The 15,660-nt window shown below is 73.8% G+C and carries 13 protein-coding genes; 5 read left to right on the plus strand and 8 right to left on the minus strand.

What is annotated here, in order from left to right:
* The first annotated feature begins 91 nt into the window (after nucleotides 1–91).
* Nucleotides 92–1,024: a SigB/SigF/SigG family RNA polymerase sigma factor gene (locus C0216_RS14850; RefSeq protein WP_114055753.1), complete on the plus strand. Its 933-nt coding sequence runs from the start codon at nucleotides 92–94 to the stop codon at nucleotides 1,022–1,024.
* A 244-nt stretch (nucleotides 1,025–1,268) separates the two neighbouring features.
* Here C0216_RS14850 and C0216_RS14855 read toward each other — a convergent pair whose 3' ends face one another.
* The 4 genes from C0216_RS14855 to C0216_RS14870 form a co-directional block, all read right to left on the minus strand.
* The gene (locus C0216_RS14855; protein WP_114055754.1) at nucleotides 1,269–1,751 is read right to left on the minus strand and encodes an ATP-binding protein; all 483 of its coding nucleotides are present in this window, start codon (nucleotides 1,749–1,751) and stop codon (nucleotides 1,269–1,271) included.
* Nucleotides 1,752–1,866: 115 nt separating this feature from the next.
* Nucleotides 1,867–2,229, minus strand: coding sequence for an STAS domain-containing protein (locus C0216_RS14860; protein WP_114058677.1), 363 nt, complete (start codon nucleotides 2,227–2,229; stop codon nucleotides 1,867–1,869).
* A 241-nt stretch (nucleotides 2,230–2,470) separates the two neighbouring features.
* Entirely contained in the window at nucleotides 2,471–4,993 is a 2,523-nt protein-coding gene (locus C0216_RS14865) for a SpoIIE family protein phosphatase (protein ID WP_246042546.1), read from the minus strand.
* Nucleotides 4,994–5,039: 46 nt separating this feature from the next.
* Entirely contained in the window at nucleotides 5,040–9,077 is a 4,038-nt protein-coding gene (locus C0216_RS14870; RefSeq protein WP_114055755.1) for a HAMP domain-containing protein, read from the minus strand.
* Between the two features lie 266 nt (nucleotides 9,078–9,343).
* Between C0216_RS14870 and C0216_RS14875 the strand changes: the two genes are divergently transcribed.
* Nucleotides 9,344–9,640 carry a WhiB family transcriptional regulator gene (locus C0216_RS14875; protein WP_114055756.1) on the plus strand — a complete coding sequence of 99 codons (297 nt, stop codon included), beginning with the start codon at nucleotides 9,344–9,346 and terminating at the stop codon, nucleotides 9,638–9,640.
* Nucleotides 9,641–9,653: 13 nt separating this feature from the next.
* Here the strand turns inward: C0216_RS14875 and C0216_RS14880 are convergent, their stop codons facing one another.
* Nucleotides 9,654–11,279 carry an ADP-ribosyltransferase domain-containing protein gene (locus C0216_RS14880; protein WP_114055757.1) on the minus strand — a complete coding sequence of 542 codons (1,626 nt, stop codon included), beginning with the start codon at nucleotides 11,277–11,279 and terminating at the stop codon, nucleotides 9,654–9,656.
* 55 nt (nucleotides 11,280–11,334) lie between these two features.
* Entirely contained in the window at nucleotides 11,335–12,012 is a 678-nt protein-coding gene (locus C0216_RS14885; RefSeq protein ID WP_114055758.1) for a macro domain-containing protein, read from the minus strand.
* A gap of 165 nt (nucleotides 12,013–12,177) precedes the next feature.
* Between C0216_RS14885 and C0216_RS14890 the strand changes: the two genes are divergently transcribed.
* The 3 genes from C0216_RS14890 to C0216_RS14900 all read left to right on the plus strand — a co-directional run bounded on the left by C0216_RS14890 (nucleotide 12,178) and on the right by C0216_RS14900 (nucleotide 13,961).
* Entirely contained in the window at nucleotides 12,178–12,573 is a 396-nt protein-coding gene (locus C0216_RS14890) for a VOC family protein (protein ID WP_114055759.1), read from the plus strand.
* Nucleotides 12,574–12,639: 66 nt separating this feature from the next.
* Nucleotides 12,640–13,254 carry a hypothetical protein gene (locus C0216_RS14895; protein WP_114055760.1) on the plus strand — a complete coding sequence of 205 codons (615 nt, stop codon included), beginning with the start codon at nucleotides 12,640–12,642 and terminating at the stop codon, nucleotides 13,252–13,254.
* Nucleotides 13,255–13,538: 284 nt separating this feature from the next.
* A complete protein-coding gene (locus C0216_RS14900) occupies nucleotides 13,539–13,961 on the plus strand; it encodes a hypothetical protein (protein ID WP_114055761.1) in 423 nt (140 codons plus the stop codon).
* Nucleotides 13,962–13,982: 21 nt separating this feature from the next.
* On the opposite strand, the gene C0216_RS14905 is transcribed toward C0216_RS14900, so the two are convergent.
* Both C0216_RS14905 and C0216_RS14910 read right to left on the minus strand, forming a co-directional pair.
* Complete coding sequence (locus C0216_RS14905) at nucleotides 13,983–15,152, minus strand: RNA polymerase sigma factor (protein ID WP_114055762.1); 1,170 nt, start codon at nucleotides 15,150–15,152, stop codon at nucleotides 13,983–13,985.
* Nucleotides 15,153–15,160: 8 nt separating this feature from the next.
* Nucleotides 15,161–15,568: a YciI family protein gene (locus C0216_RS14910; RefSeq protein WP_114055763.1), complete on the minus strand. Its 408-nt coding sequence runs from the start codon at nucleotides 15,566–15,568 to the stop codon at nucleotides 15,161–15,163.
* Nucleotides 15,569–15,660: the final 92 nt, after the last annotated feature.

The raw sequence follows: 15,660 nt of genomic DNA on the forward strand, positions 1-15,660 counted from the left end.
CCGCAGGGAAATCCGGAGCCGGACCGCTTAGCCGCGCGGATGCGGGGCAGTGGCGCGGAAAGCGTCCGCCGTCAGCAGAAAGGGCCTCACCATGCTTCGCTCCGCAGCAGTTGCCGAGTCCGTCCGCCCGGCCGACCTCGACGAGGCGGTACGGGGAGCGGACCCGGGAGCCGGTGGAGCCGCCGGCTCCCTCGACCTGCTGCCGCCCGACACCCCGCCGCGCGAGATGGCGCCGGCCGACGCGCGCGAGCTGTCGAAGCTCTTCCTCGTCCGGCTCCGCGCGCTGGAGGAGGGCACCAGCGAGTACCAGTACGTGCGCGGCACCCTCATCGAGATGAACATCTCGCTGGTCCACTACGCCGCGCGCAGGTTCCGCAACCGCACCGGCCAGGGCCGGGTGGAGCTGGACGACATCGTGCAGGTCGGCACCATCGGGCTCATCAAGGCGATCGACCGCTTCGACCCGGACCGCGGGGTCGAGTTCACGACGCTCGCCCTGCCGTTCATCGTGGGCGAGATCAAGCGGTACTTCCGCGACGCCACCTGGGCCGTGCACGTGCCGCGGCGGCTCCAGGAGCTGCGCACGGAGATCGCCAAGAGCCAGGAGGCGCTCTCCGACCTCCTCGGCCGCTCCCCGACGGTCGCGGAGATCGCCGGCGACCTCGGCATCGGCGAGGAGGACGTGATCGAGGGCATGGTCGCCGCCAACGGCTACAGCTCGGAGTCCCTCGACGCCGCCGCGGACTCCGAGGCACAGCCCGGCTCCGCCCGCCCGGGCCGGCGTACCCTCGCCGACACGCTCGGCGAGACCGACCCCGCCATGGAGCTCTTCGAGGACTTCACCACCCTCGCCCCGCTCCTCGCCCGCCTGGACGACCGGGACCGCCGCATCCTGGCCATGCGGTTCGGCAGCGAGATGACCCAGGCCGCGATCGGCGCCGAGCTCGGCATATCGCAGATGCAGGTCTCCCGCCTGCTCTCGCGGATCCTCACCCGCCTGCGGGAGGGCATGCTCGCCTCCTGACCGCCCCCGCGGGCACCTCCCGGCGCACCGGCACGGTACACGGCGTACCGTGCCGGTGCGCCGGCCTGTGCGGCGTCTCAACAGAGTCTGCGGGGCGGCGCCGCGTACCGGCGGGAGGAGCCCCGCAGGGCCGGGACACGAGAAAGGGCCGACGGGCGGAGTGCGCCCACCGGCCCGCCGCTTCGGCGGCAGCGTGCTCGTACGGTCTGACTGCCGGATGCCCTGGCCGCCTGTCCCGCACGGCTCAGGGGCGGCCGGGCGCCAGCCGGGCGACGTCGAACTCCGCCCAGATCGCCTTGCCCATGCCGTGCCGTTCGGCGCCCCAGCGGTCGGACGTCCGCTGGACTATGAACAGCCCGTGCCCGCCGGGCAGGGCCGGCTGGTGCGGGCGCCGCGGCGCCGGCAGCGTCGGATCGCCGTCGCTGACCTCGACCCGCAGCCTCGACTCCGTGGCGTGCAGGACCAGTTCCAGCGGCCCGCCTGCGTGCAGCATGGCGTTGGCGACGAGTTCGGCCACGACGAGGACGATGTCCTCCACGACCCCCTGGTCCACCCCGTACGAGGTGTCGGACCACGACCAGTCGTCGAGCGCCTGCGAGGTGAATCCGCGGGCGCGCGCCACCGGCTTGGGGAGTCCGGCCAGCGGCAGGCGGCGCCGCTGGCCGCCCGGCGGCAGCGTGCTCTCCTCGGGCCGGCCGTCGTCAAGGGTGCCCGGGCTGGTCGTCATGTGCGGGTACCCCTCCGAATCAGGCGTGCCGTGCTGGCCGTGTTGGCGGTTCGTCCGGTCGGATGCCCCGGCACGCCCGGATCATTCCCCCCGGGTGCGCGTACGAACGGGCCGGTCATACCGCGAGGGCCGCGTCGACCGAGTCGTGGATGGAGAACACGGCTCGCGCACCGGTCAGTTCGAGGACGCGCATGACCGTCGGGGCGACCGCGGCGAGGCGGAAGTCGATGCCCGCCTCCAGGGCCGCCGATCGTGTCCTGAGCAGCAGGTTCAGGCCGGAGGAGTCGCAGAACCCGACCTCCTCGAGGTCGACCACCAGCACGGGCGGCCCCTGCCCCAGCAGCCCCGACAGCGACTCCTGCGCGGGTGCGAGCGTCTCGATGTCGAGGTCCCCTGCCACACGGCAGACCGCTTCGCGGCCCTGCGTGTGGCGGACCTGCACCGTCAGCGGTGCCTCCTGCGGGTGTCCGGTCGTCATACCGGCTCCCTGCTCGTTCTCGGCTGGCATGGGTGTCGTTCCTCCAGAGAGTGCCCCTCGACTTTACGCAAGCCGCCCCCGCACGGCCAAGCCCCGGCCGCAGCATGCGGGCGGCAGGGGGCGTCACAGGGCGCGGCCATACGGGTTCCTCCGTCGGGACGGCGGGCGGTCCGCCCCCGGATACCCCCGAACGGGCGAACGATGCGCGCCCGCGGCGGAAAATCCTGCGAAGCGGCGAACATCACGCGGCGTCCGGCCGCCCGCCGGGCTCCCGCTCCCGGACGAACACCCCGACGAGGCACGTGTCGTCGTCGGTGTCCGCACGGCTGTAGCGCAGCAGGTGGTCCAGGTGGTCCTCCAGGCCCGCGGGGCCGCCGTCCACGTGTCCGGCCTTCTCCGACAGCGAGATCAGACTGGTCAGCGACGCCTGGAGCGACTGGTCGCGGCGCTCGATCAGCCCGTCCGTGTACAGGACGAGCAGGTCGCCCGGGCACAGGTGGATCTCGGTCTCCTCGTATTCGGCCTGGTCCAGAACGCCCAGCAGGATCCCGCCGAGTTGGGGCAGCGTCTCCGCCTGGCCGCCCCGCAGCAGGACGGGCGGCAGGTGGCCGGCGCGCGCCCAGCGCAGCCGCCGCGTGGCCGGGTCGTACAGCCCGCACACCGCGGTGGCCGTGAGGTTCTCGGTCAGCTGGTGGGTGATGCTGTTGAGCCACGTCAGCAGCTGCGCAGGGCCGGCCCCCGTGGCGGCGAGCCCTCGCAGGGCATTGCGCAGGGCCACCATGCCCGTCGCGGCCTCGATACCGTGGCCGGCGACGTCCCCCACGCACAGCAGGATCTCCCCGGACGGCAGGGTGAGGGTGTCGTACCAGTCGCCGCCGACGAGGTGGTCCTTCTCGGCGGGCCGGTAGCGGACGGCGACGTGCAGGTCGCCCAGGTGCACGGGGCCGCGGGCCGGCGGCATGATCGCGTGCTGGAGCTGGCGGGCGAGGCGGCTGCGCTCGGCGGCCTCCTGCTCGGTCTGCGCGAGCTGGTCGCGGGTGGCCGCCAGGGCCACCTCGGTCCAGTGCTGGGCGGAGATATCCTGGTAGGCGCCGCGGACGACGCTGAGCCGGCTGTCCGGATCGTGGACGGGCTCGGCGACCACCCGGATGTGGCGGGCGACGCCGTCGGGGCGCTGGAGGCGGAACGCTGTCGAGGCCGGACGCCGGTGGTGCAGCAGGGTGCGCAGGAAGCGGCCGATGGTGTGCCGGTCGTCGGGGTGGGCGTGGTCGGCAAGCTGCTCCAGCGGGATGGGCAGCGCGGTGGGCGGCAGGCCGTGCAGCTCGTACACCGCCTCGTTCCAGGCGATCTGCCGGGTGTGCAGGTTCTCCTCGAACCCGCCGATGCGGCCGAGCCGCTGGGCGTGCTGGAGCAGCCGGGCGACGCGCGGCGTGCCGTCGTCGAGGCGCCACACCACCAGGAGGTGGCTGCCGTGCCGGCTGATGCTGACCTTGGCGCGGGTGCTCAGCGGCACCCCGCCGACCATCGCGGAGAGCGTCATGCCCCCGGTGCGGAAGGGCTCCCCGGTGACGAAGACGTGCTCGGCAGCCTCCAGCAGCCCGCCGGCCTCCGCGGCGAGCGGGTACGCCTCCAGCAGCCGCGAGCCGACGATGGCGCTCGTCGGCCGCCCGGCGAAGTCCACGAACGCCGGGTTGGCGTGCCGGATGGTGAACTGCACCGGCACCTCGCCGCCTTCGGGCGACATCTGCAGGACCAGGCAGGGGTCCAGCACGCCGTCGGCGAGGGCCCGTACCCCGTCGAGCTGCGCATCGTGGTGCTCGCTGCCCGCGGGGCGGCCGCTGTCCGCCCATGTCTCCAGGGTCGCCGCGCACAGCTCGGCGAGGGCCTCGAACTGCCGCTGGAGGGGCTGGGACTGCTCGGGCAGCCGGTCGTTCCAGCACACCTCCAGCACGCCCGTGAGCCGTCCGCCGATGCCCGCCGGGACGGCGAGGCGGCCGCCGCCGACCGCGTGCTGGCCGATCGAGGGCAGCCCGGCGTCCGCGAGCGCCGGATACGCGACGACAGCCCGCCCGTCGAGGGCGCGGCGGGCGGGGGTCGGCACGCCCGGAGGCACGTGCCGCCAGCGGTGGGCCTCCTCGGCGCCGAACCCGGCGCTGCCGGCGAGCGAGAGGGACTGGTCGGGGTGGGCGGCCCACACGGCGACCGCGACCGCGCCCAGCGGCCGCAGCGCGTGCTCCAGCATCGAGCGGGCGACCGCCTCGGTGTCCCGCTCGGCGAGGGCGTGCGCCTCGGCGCTGCGCAGCCGGACGCCGACGGAGTCCGCGGCCGGCGCCGCGGCCGAGGCCGTGACGAAGTCCCGGGCGACCGCCGAGATCCGGTCCGAGGCCGCCTGGTTGACCAGGTCCGCGGCGAGGACGAGCGGCGTGACGCCGGCCTTCTCGGCGAGGTCCGCCAGCTGCGCCGACGCCTCCGTGGGCCCGCAGTGCAGCCGCTCCACCAGCACACCGACGGCCATCTCGACGAGCGCCCGCCCGGCGGCGTCCGCGTGCGCCTGCTCCAGCTCCCGCCGCAGCAGCTCGACCGTCGTCGCCAGGCGGCCGACGGCACCGCCGTCGGCGTGCGCCCCGGCCTCCGTCCCGGCGGAGGCCGGGACGGAGACGGCGGCCGCCGCGCTGTCGCGCTGCGCCCCGATCCGGATCGCCCCGCGGCCGGGCGGGATCCCGGCGCGGCCGCTGCCGTCTCGCGGATCCTGGGGGTGGTGCACTGCTCGTCTCCTCGCGGTCCTTCGGTTGCTGTCGGCCGGCCCGGCGTCAGGAGGCCAGGTGCCGCTTGATCCGGCTGATCAGTTCGCCGGCGTCGACCGGCTTGGTGACGTAGTCGCTGGCGCCCGAGGCGAGGCTCTTCTCCCGGTCGCCGATCATGGCCTTGGCGGTCACGGCGATGATGGGCAGCCCGCTGTGCTCGGGCATGGCACGGATCGCCGAGGTGGCGGTGTACCCGTCCATCTCCGGCATCATCACGTCCATCAGGATGACGTCGATGCCCGGGTGCGTGGCGAGCGCGTCGAGCGCGGCCCGGCCGTTCTCCGCCTGGAGCACCCGCATGCCGTGCAGTTCCAGGATCCCCGTGATCGCGTACAGGTTGCGGTCGTCGTCGTCGACGACGAGCGCGGTGCGGCCGGCCAGCGAGGGGTCGACCTCGGGGTCCCAGGGCGAGCCGGCGTCCGTACGGTGGGCGAGCGGCAGGACGTCGCCGGGCCGGTCCGCGCCCATGTGCAGGGCGATGCGCTCGCGCAGCTCGTCCAGCCCCGTGATCAGCTCCAACAGGCCGGAGCCGTCCCGCTCGCGCAGCAGCCGGGCGTCGTGCGCGGCGGTGCCCCGGCTGCTGTGGGCCAGCACCGGGACCCCCTGCAGGGCCGGGTCCCGCTCCATCTCCTCCAGCAGGCCGACGGCCGCCCCGTCGGGCAGGTCCAGTTCGAGGACGACGCAGTGGCAGGGGCTGGTGGCCAGGGTGGCCGCGGCCTCCTGCGCGCCGACCGTGGTGATGATCTCCACCTCCCGGCGGCCCGCCGCGTCCGCCTGGTGCGGCAGGTCCCCGACGGCGTTCTCCGCGACCAGCGACAGCAGCCCCTTGGGGCGCGCCTCGACCACGAGGAGGCGCCGCGGCTGCAGCGGCGCCGGCGCGGCGGCCGGGTCGGCCGCGGCCCGGCCCGCCTCCGGGGCGTCCTGCTCCGGGCCGCCCTCCAGCTCCCGGAGCGCCTCCGCGTCCGTCGCGGCGGCCACAGCGAAGTCGGGCGGTGCGACCGGCAGGTAGAGGGTGAAGGTGCTGCCCCTGCCCAGGGTGCTCTCGGCGGTGATGGCCCCGCCGAGGAGGTAGGCGATCTCGCGGCTGATGGACAGCCCGAGGCCCGTCCCGCCGTACTTGCGGCTCGTCGTCCCGTCGGCCTGCTGGAAGGCGCCGAAGACGGTCTCCAGGTGCTGGGGGGCGATGCCGATGCCGGTGTCCGTCACGCGGAACGCGAGGACGGGGCCGCCGCCGCGGCGCACGATCTCCGGGATGCGCGCCTCGTCGGCCGGCTCGATGTGCAGCCCGACACTGCCCTGCTCGGTGAACTTGACCGCGTTCGACAGCAGGTTGCGCAGGATCTGGCGGAGCCGGTAGTCGTCGGTGACCAGCTCGGACGGCACTTCGGCGGAGGTGTGCACGGTGAACGACAGGCTCTTCTGCCCGGTCATCGGCCGGAAGGTCGCCTCGACGTAGTCGAGCAGCCTGGTGAGGGAGACCGTCTCGGGGGTGAGGTCCATCTTCCCCGCCTCCACCTTGGACAGGTCGAGGATGTCGTTGATCAGCTGGAGCAGGTCGGATCCCGCCGAGTGGATGATGCCGGCGTACTCCACCTGCTTGGCTGTCAGGTTCCGCGTCGGGTTCTGGGCCAGCAGCTGCGCCAGGATCAGCAGGCTGTTCAGCGGGGTGCGCAGCTCGTGGCTCATGTTCGCCAGGAACTCCGACTTGTACGTGGAGGCCAGCGACAGCTGGTGCGCCCGCTCCTCCAGCTCCTGGCGGGCCTGCTCGATCTCCAGGTTCTTCGTCTCGATGTCGCGGTTCTGCGCCGCGAGCAGCTCGGCCTTCTCCTCCAACTCGGCGTTGGAAGCCTGGAGTTCCTCCTGCCGGGCCTGGAGCTCCTGCGAGCGGGCCTGCAGTTCGGCGGTGAGCCGCTGGGACTCGCCGAGGAGCTCGTCGGTCCGGGCGTTCGCGATGATCGTGTTGACGTTCACCCCGATCGCCTCCATCAGCTGCTCCAGGAAGTCGCGGTGGACCTGCGTGAACGGCCGCACCGAGGCGAGCTCGATCACGCCGAGCACCTGCCCCTCGACCACGATCGGCAGCACGATCAGCGACAGCGCCTCCGTCTGCCCGAGCCCCGAGGACACGGCGAGGTAGCCCGCCGGGAGGGCGTCGACCGCGATCGGGCGCTTGCTGCGGGCGGCCTGCCCGACGAAGGACTCGCCGAGGCGGAACCGCGTCGGCCGGGAGCCGTCGGGGAAGGCGTACGAGCCGACGAGCTGGAGGACCGTGCCCTCCCGGTCCTCCTCCGCCAGGTAGAAGGCGCCGCACTGCGCCGACACCAGCGGTGTCAGCTCGTCCATGACCGACTCGGCGACGAGCTTCAGGTCGCGCTGCCCCTGGAGCAGGGCGGAGACGCGGGCCAGGTTGGTCTTCAGCCAGTCCTGCTCCTCGTTGGCGCGGGTGGTCTCGCGCAGGGACTCCACCATGAAGTTGATGTTGTCCTTGAGGTCGGCGACCTCACCCGAGGCGTCGACGGTGATGGAGCGGGTCAGGTCGCCGGCCGCGACGGCGCTCGTCACCTCGGCGATGGCGCGGACCTGCCGGGTCAGGTTCCCGGCCAGCTCGTTCACGTTCTCGGTGAGCCGCTTCCACGTGCCGGAGACGTCCGCCACCTCGGCCTGCCCGCCGAGCCGGCCCTCGCTGCCGACCTCGCGCGCGACACGCGTCACCTCGGCGGCGAACGAGCTGAGCTGGTCCACCATCGTGTTGATGGTGGTCTTGAGCTCCAGGATCTCCCCCCGCGCGTCGACGTCGATCTTGCGGGTGAGGTCGCCGTTCGCGACGGCCGTCGTGACCTGGGCGATGTTGCGGACCTGGCTGGTCAGGTTGTGCGCCATGAAGTTGACGTTGTCGGTGAGGTCCTTCCAGGTCCCCGCCACGTTCGGCACCCGGGCCTGGCCCCCGAGGATCCCCTCCGTGCCGACCTCGCGCGCGACGCGCGTCACCTCGTCGGCGAACGCGGACAGGGTGTCGACCATCGTGTTGATCACGCCGGCGAGGGCCGCCACCTCGCCCTTGGCCTCCACGGTGATCTTCTGCGACAGGTCGCCCTTGGCGACCGCCGTCGCCACCTGCGCGATCGAGCGGACCTGCCCCGTCAGGTTGGAGGCCATCACGTTGACGTTGTCCGTGAGGTCCTTCCATGTCCCCGACACGCCGCGGACGGTGGCCTGGCCGCCCAGGTTCCCGGCGGTGCCGACCTCGCGTGCGACGCGCGTCACCTCGTCGGCGAACGCCGACAGCTGGTCCACCATCGTGTTGATGGTGTCCTTCAGCTCCAGGATCTCGCCGCGCGCCGCCACGGTGATCTTCTGGGACAGGTCGCCCTCGGCGACGGCCGTCGCCACCTGGGCGATGGCCCTGACCTGGCTGGTCAGGTTGCCGGCCATGAAGTTCACCGAGTCGGTCAGGTCACGCCAGGTGCCCGAGACGCCCTGGACGTCGGCCTGGCCGCCGAGGATGCCCTCGGTGCCGACCTCGCGGGCGACGCGCGTCACCTCGCCGGCGAACGAACCGAGCTGGTCCACCATCGTGTTGACGGTGTCCTTCAGCTCCAGGATCTCGCCGCGCGCGTCGACGGTGATCTTCTGGGAGAGGTCGCCCTTCGCGACGGCCGTCGCGACCTGCGCGATGTCGCGGACCTGCGTGGTGAGGTTGCCGGCCATCGCGTTGACGGAGTCGGTGAGGTCCTCCCACGTGCCCGACACGCCCGGCACCTGCGCCTGCCCGCCGAGCCGGCCCTCGGTGCCGACCTCGCGTGCGACGCGCGTCACTTCGGAGGTGAAGAGGGAGAGCTGGTCCACCATGCCGTTGAAGACCGTGGAGATCTCGCCGAGGAGGCCGTCCGCCTCGGCGGGCAGGCGGATGCCGAAGTCGCCGTCGCGTACGGCGGTGAGCCCCGCGAGCAGCAGCCGCAGCTCGGGCTCGCCCACCTGGGCGGGCCCGGCGCCGGATCCCCGGGGCCGTTCCGCACCCTCGTCGGGCGGTGTCGTGCCAGCCATCAGAACGTCGCCTCCGTAGAACGCCGGGCCGGTGGCCGGCTGTCGAATCCTTCGCGTCCCGCCTGCGCGGCGGCCGCCGCCGGCCGGGCGCGGTCAGGGCGCGGGCCCGTACCGACCCGGAGGCTACCCCACCCTCCAGGGGATGGGAAAAGCCCAGGATCACGCCGTAATTCGCAGGTGCGGCCGTGCATGGATGCCGAGGATCCGGTGATACGCGCACCACCGGGCGGCCGTCGCGGCCGCCCTCCACCGGAAGGAGCCGCCCCGTGGCCGAGATCGCATCCCTGCCCGTGTCCGGATCGTTCGAGCAGCGGCGCGACCGGCCGCTGGACGGGGCGTGCCGGGGCGCGGAGGGCGGCGTCTTCGCCCGGGTCGCCCACGAGCCGGCCACGGCCGCGCGGGCCCGCGAGGAGGCGGCGAAGGCCGTCTGCGGCGGCTGCCCCGTCCGCATCCCGTGCCGCCGGCACGCCCTCGCCGCGCGCATCCCCCACGGGGTGCGGGGCGGGCTGACGGCGGACGAGCGGCACGTGCTGCTGACGGCCGCCCCGCACCTGCCGGCCTGACCGGGCAGGCCGGTCAGGAGACGAGGCTCTGCTCGTCCAGCTCCGTCAGTCTCACCGTGCACAGGCCGCCGCGTTCCGTCCTGACGGACGTCACCTTCAGCTGGGTGCCCGGGGCGAGGATGTACTCCTCCTCTCCGGTGAACGCCGAGAAGCTGCGGATGCCCACCGCCCGGGCCGGTGTCACCTCGAACAGCGTGCGCCTGCCGCGGCTGCCGAGGAACGCCCGCGCCACGCCGGGCTCCGACGTGCACGACGAAACGCCCCACCAGGTCACCGTCCGGCCCGGCGGGTACTGCCCGCGCAGGTCCAGCGGGACGCCCCGCCACAGCGGCTCCGTACGGGCCGGCAGCCCGGACACCGCCGAGAACAGCAGCCGCAGGTACGGCAGGTACGGCGCCACCCTGGCACGGTCGGGGGAGCGCAGCGCGGCGTTGATCTCGCGGTAGAACGCCGACGGGCAGGTGTACAGGTACAGGGCGGCTATCGCGTCGGCGCCCAGCCCGTCGGCCGCCTCGTCGGCCCGCCGCTTGCCGAACTCGTACGACTGCTTCACGTGCCGGTCGAGGTTCGGCAGCAGGGAGGCGAGGGGGCCGACGGCGTCCTGGAACTCCATGAGCGGCGTGTCGAACACGCCCGTGACCGGCGGGAGGACGAGCCCCTCGTCCTTGACGCTCGCCAGCCGCTCCAGGTACAGCTGGTGCAGCTCCATCGTGGAGGCGATGAACGCCCCCATCCGCGCGGCGGTGCCGTCGTCCGGCCCGCCGCCCGGCGCGCCCTCGTTCCACCCCTTGCTCGGCAGCCAGTCGACCGGCTCCGCGCCCAGCGACGCCAGCGCCTCGTTCACCACGGCGAAGTGGTCGCCCTCGCAGAAGACGTCGCCCTGCGCCGCCGGGTTGGGGTGGTCGATGTGCCGGACGTCCACCCCCGGGTACTTCTTCTGCAGCCGCATCACGACCCGCTTCAGCGCCCGCGCATGGGCGCCCCACCACGCGAACACGACGCCGCGGTCCTCCTCGGCGGCTTCCTGCTTGGCCTTCAGGATCTCCTCGACGATCCGCTCGGCGACCGGACGCCAGAACGCGGTGTGCCGGCCGGTCGGCGTCGCCCCGCCGCTGCCGGCGGTCAGCGACGCGTTCAGCAGCAGCACGCCCTGCGTCAGCATCGCCTGGAACCACTCCGGCGGCTGCACGGTGTCCTTCTCCCTCAGGAGCGCCCGTACGTCGGCGATCGGCGTCTTCTTCGCGATCCCGTACTTCCACATCGCCGCCGCCTTGATGATGCAGCGGATGCTGACGACCCTGCCGAACTGGCTGTCCTTCCAGTCGTGGAAGGTGTTGTCGAACATGGCGATGCCGGTGGCGCTCTCCGGCCGCGGGTACGGGTTCTGTCCGAAGACGACCACCTTCCACTTGTGCGGCGGATGCGGCTTGAGCGCCTGGAAGGTCAGTTCGCGGACGGGCACGATGTCCTGGCTGCGGCCCTTCCCGATGTACGACGCGGCCTCGGGCTGCGCCTCGATGACGGGCTTCAGCAGCGGAAGCCACGGCTCACCGCCGCCCGTGAACAGCTCGGTGAGGCCCAGCGGGTCGCTCGGGTCGTGCGGGTCGGCCGGGGCCGGTGCGTTGGCGTCGTCACTCATGGGGGAGGGGCTCCCGGGGTTCGTACCGGACGGGGAAACGGCGGGGGTGTCGGTGTCAGCGGCGAAATCCAGGCCGCGCCGGCGGCGCGATCCGCACCCGCGTCGTGGCGGGGGCGCTGTCGATGTCGGCGAGCTGTCCTGTGACCGTGCTCCGCAGGTCGTCGTAGGAGTCGAAGCAGTGGTCGTTGAAGAGCGTGTAGCCGGTCCACATCAGGTTGGCGCACACCTGCGCTGGGACCCGGCCCGTCTGCGCACCCATCCCGACGAGCGCCACCGACCGGATGCTGCCCGGGCTGACCCGGTTCTGCCGGTGGACCGCCTGGAAGGCGGCCGCGCAGGCGAGGGCCACGTTCAGGGTGTGGCCGACGTCCTGCGAGGACTGCTCCATCGTGGGTGTGGAGATCAGGAACCGCGGCGTCTGCGCCCCCGACGGCACGCAGACCGCACTGCCGACGGGCAGGCTGCCCGCGAACCCGTCCCGGATGGCACGCTGCACACGCAGCTGTATCCCGGCGCCGAGGTGGCGCTTGATGACGGCGTCGACGCCGCCGTCCATCCGGCCGCGGGAGTTGGTCGGGGTGACCCATGCGTCGACGTCCTCGTCGAGGATCGACCCCCGGCGGATCTCGATCTCCGGGGTGTCGGCGAACGCCGCCCGCCACGCCTGGACCACCTGCGCGTTGAGGTCGGTCAGCACCACCCGGAGCCGGGGCTGCACACGGTTGTCGGTCATGAACGCTCCTTCGGGAGGACGGCCCTTCGAACTCCCTCGAAACTACCTTCGACCACTGACAACGGGTCGCCGCCGCAGCCCCGCTGACCTGGCGTCACGCGATCCCCTCAGCGGACCGTCCGCACACCCGCGTGTGTATCCGCGCACCGCGGGCACACGCGGGCCATGACCGTGCAGAAGACACCCGTACTCGCCCTGGACTGCGCCGAACCCGAGGGCCTGGCGCGGTTCTACGCCGACCTGCTGGGCGGCGAGGTCCGGCCCGGCCCCGGCCCCGACGAGGTGGAGGTGGCGGGCCCGGACGGCGTCACGGTGGCGTGCCGCCGCGACCTCGGATTCGCCCCGCCGAGCTGGCCCCGGCCGGAGGGCTCGCTCCAGGCGCACCTGCGTATCCGGGTCGCGGCGGCCGACCTCGACGAGGCCGAGCGGGAGGCGGTCTCCCTGGGGGCCCGCCCGCTGGCCACCGGCACGGAGGACGGCTTCCGGCCGGTCCGCCTCCTCAGCGACCCCGCAGGCCACTCGTTCGCCCTCATGGCGGCAGACCCGCCGACCGCGCCGTAGTCAGACCGGCCAGGCCGACCGCGTCCTCCGCCGCATGGGCCGGGCCCGCCGGGGTACCCGCCGGAGGTGGGACGCGAACGGCTGGTGTTCGACGGATGGATCGCCGCCCTCGGGACGGCGTCCGGCACGCGCGTCGTCCTCGGCCACTGGCCCGACTCGCCCTTCGGGCCGTTCAGCGACGTGATGCTGGAGGACGCCGGCGGGCGGCGCACCCTGCTCGCTCCCACCGCCCCCACCGCCGCGTGCATCGCGGGCGTCTACCGCTTCGACGAGGTCCGCACCGCACCCGTCGGGGTGCGCGTGGACGGCGCCCGCTGGGAGGTCGCCGCCGGCCCCCTGGACCTGTGGTTCTCCGTCGGCCGACGCGGCCCGCTCGGCCTCGCGCTGCGAGCCGTCCCCCGGCCGCTCGCCCGCCGCCCCGCCTGGGCCGCGCTGGCCGCCGGGCCCGCCCGCCTGCTGCCCGGCGTCCGCACCCGGGGCAGTGCGCGCCCCGGCCACCGCCAGTGGTACGCGGCCTGCGACCTGCGCCGCATCACCGGCGCCGGCGCGGCCCTCGACGGCGCGGACCTCGGGCCGCTGCGCCCGGTCCTGCCCCCGGTGCGCTTCGGCTTCGGCTCGGCTCCGGCCACACCGGCGCTCGTACGCGTCGTCTCCACCATCGAAACACCGGCGAGCGGATAGGCCCGTGCAGGCCTTCCTCCCGTATCCCGGATTCGCCGGGACCGCCGCCGACTCCGGCGGCGGGTCCTGAGCGGCCGGGGGGCCGCGCACCGGTCAGGAGCCGCGGCGTCTCTCCGGCGTTCCCGGCCTGTGCACCGCAGTGCGCCCGCTCTTGTCGCTCCCGACCTCGGCGAGCAGGGGTGAAGACGGTTCCATCATGACAGGTCAGAGACGGTTTTCGTAGGACGGAAGGCACAGTCGTATGCCCTTGTTCGGGCCCCTGTGCGGCTTTCAGAATCACGGTCATGAATCACACGGCGAACACCAACCACGACGCAGTGCTGCGAGCCCGGGTGGCCCTCCTGGGGTCGGGGACCCTGCCGATCCGTCAGCAGGTCGCGGCCTACCGGCTCCTCGCCCGGGTCACCCCGCTCGCGTACCTGCCCCGGCTGTCGATCGCGCTGTACGACTACAGCCGCCAGGAGTTCGCCCACGACACCCGCATCGCGCTCGCCCTGCGGGCCGAGTCCCTGGACGCGGCCCGGCGCATACACGCACTCGAACCGGAGCGCCTGGAACTGCTCGCGGCGGCCCTCGACGCGTACCGGGAACTCCTCGACACCGCCGGCAGCACGGAGGAGGCCGCGGCCGCCGCCCGGGAACTGGCGAGCCTGGGGTACCGCCCCGGCATCCCGGACCAGCGCTTCCACCGCCTCGCGTACCACTAGTGCTGTGACCCGGCCACAGCACTAGGGTCCGTCCGGCCGGCCCCCGGCGCCGCGCAGGCGGGTGTTGAGGCGGGCGGCCTGGCGGGTCAGGTGGTCGCGCTCGGCCAGGCTGGGCGCCTTGTGGGCCGCCTCCGCGTACAGGCGGGCTGCGCCCGCCAGGTCGCCGTCGCGTTCGTGCAGGTACGCCGCCACCGCCGTGTGGCGGGGGAGCGAGCCGTCCACCGCGGCGAGGGCGGCCAGGCCGGCGCGGGGCCCGTCCGCCTCTCCGACGGCGACCGCCCGGTTGAGCAGGACGACGGGGCTGCCGGTCAGCCGGGCCAACTCGTCGTACCACTCCACGATCTGCACCCAGTCGGTCTCCGCGGCGGTGCGCGCATCGGCGTGGAGCGCCGCAATGGCGGCCTGTGCCTGGTACTCGCCGAGCCGGTCCCGGGCGAGGGCCGCCTGGAGGATCCCGATGCCCTCGGCGATCAGCGAGGTGTCCCACCGGCCGCGGTCCTGCTCGGCGAGCGGCACCAGGCTGCCGTCGGAGGCGGTCCGGGCCGCGCGCCGGGCGTGGTGGAGCAGCATGAGGGCGAGCAGGCCGGCCACCTCCGGGTGGTCGGTGCGGGCCGCGAGCTGCCGGGTGAGCCGGATGGCCTCGGCCGCGAGGTCGACGTCCCCGGAGTAGCCCTCGTTGAAGACGAGGTAGAGGACGCGCAGCACGGTGGCGACGTCACCGGGCCGGTCGAAGCGCACCCCGGAGACGGTGCGCTTGGCCCGGCTGATCCGCTGCGCCATGGTCGCCTCGGGCACCAGGTACGCGCGGGCGATCTGGCGGGTGGTCAGCCCGCCGACGGCGCGCAGCGTGAGCGCGGCGGCCGACGACGGCGTCAGCGCGGGGTGCGCGCACAGGAAGTACAGCCGCAGGGTGTCGTCCGCCGCCGGCGCCGGCCCGGGCGCCGGCTCCCCGCCGGCGCGGTCCTCGCGCCGGCGGCGGGCGGCGTCCGAGCGGGCCGCGTCGAGGAACTTGCGCCAGGCTACGGTGACCAGCCAGCCCTTCGCGTCCCTCGGGGGATCGGCGGGCCAGACCCGCAGCGCCTCGACCAGCGCGTCCTGTACGGCGTCCTCGGCCGCCGCGAAGTCGGCTCCGCGGCGGACGAGGGCCGTGAGCACGCCCGGGGTGAGGCTCCGCAGCAGGGCCTCGTCCATGGGAGCGGTCACTCCGCGACCGGGGGCTTCGCGGTCAGGAAGGGGCGGACCTCCAGCCACTCGTGGATCGGCCGGCCGCCCGCCCCGGGGGCGGCCGACAGCTCGCCGGCCAGCTCGACGGCGCGGTCGTAGCCGTCGACGTCGATGATCATCCAGCCGGCGATGAGGTCCTTGGTCTCGGCGAACGGCCCGTCGGTGACGGGGGGCCGGCCCTCGCCGTCGTAGCGGACCCAGGCCCCCTCGGGGGCGAGGGCCTGGCCGTCGACGAACTCGCCGGTCTTCTCCAGCCGCGCCGCGAAGTCGTTCATGTACCGGATGTGCGCCGAGACCTCCTCCGGTGTCCACTGGTCCATCGGCACGTCGTTGACGGCGGCGGGGGCGCCTCGGTAGTGCTTCAGCAGCAGGTACTTGGCCATCGTGTTCTCCTGGGTGCTCGTGCGGCCCGTGCTGGTCGCGTTCGTACCGGGGACGGAGCCGGAAGCGGCTTCTCGACATCTCCTCCGGATCT

It is taken from the genome of Streptomyces globosus, from assembly GCF_003325375.1.
Classification (GTDB): domain Bacteria; phylum Actinomycetota; class Actinomycetes; order Streptomycetales; family Streptomycetaceae; genus Streptomyces; species Streptomyces globosus_A.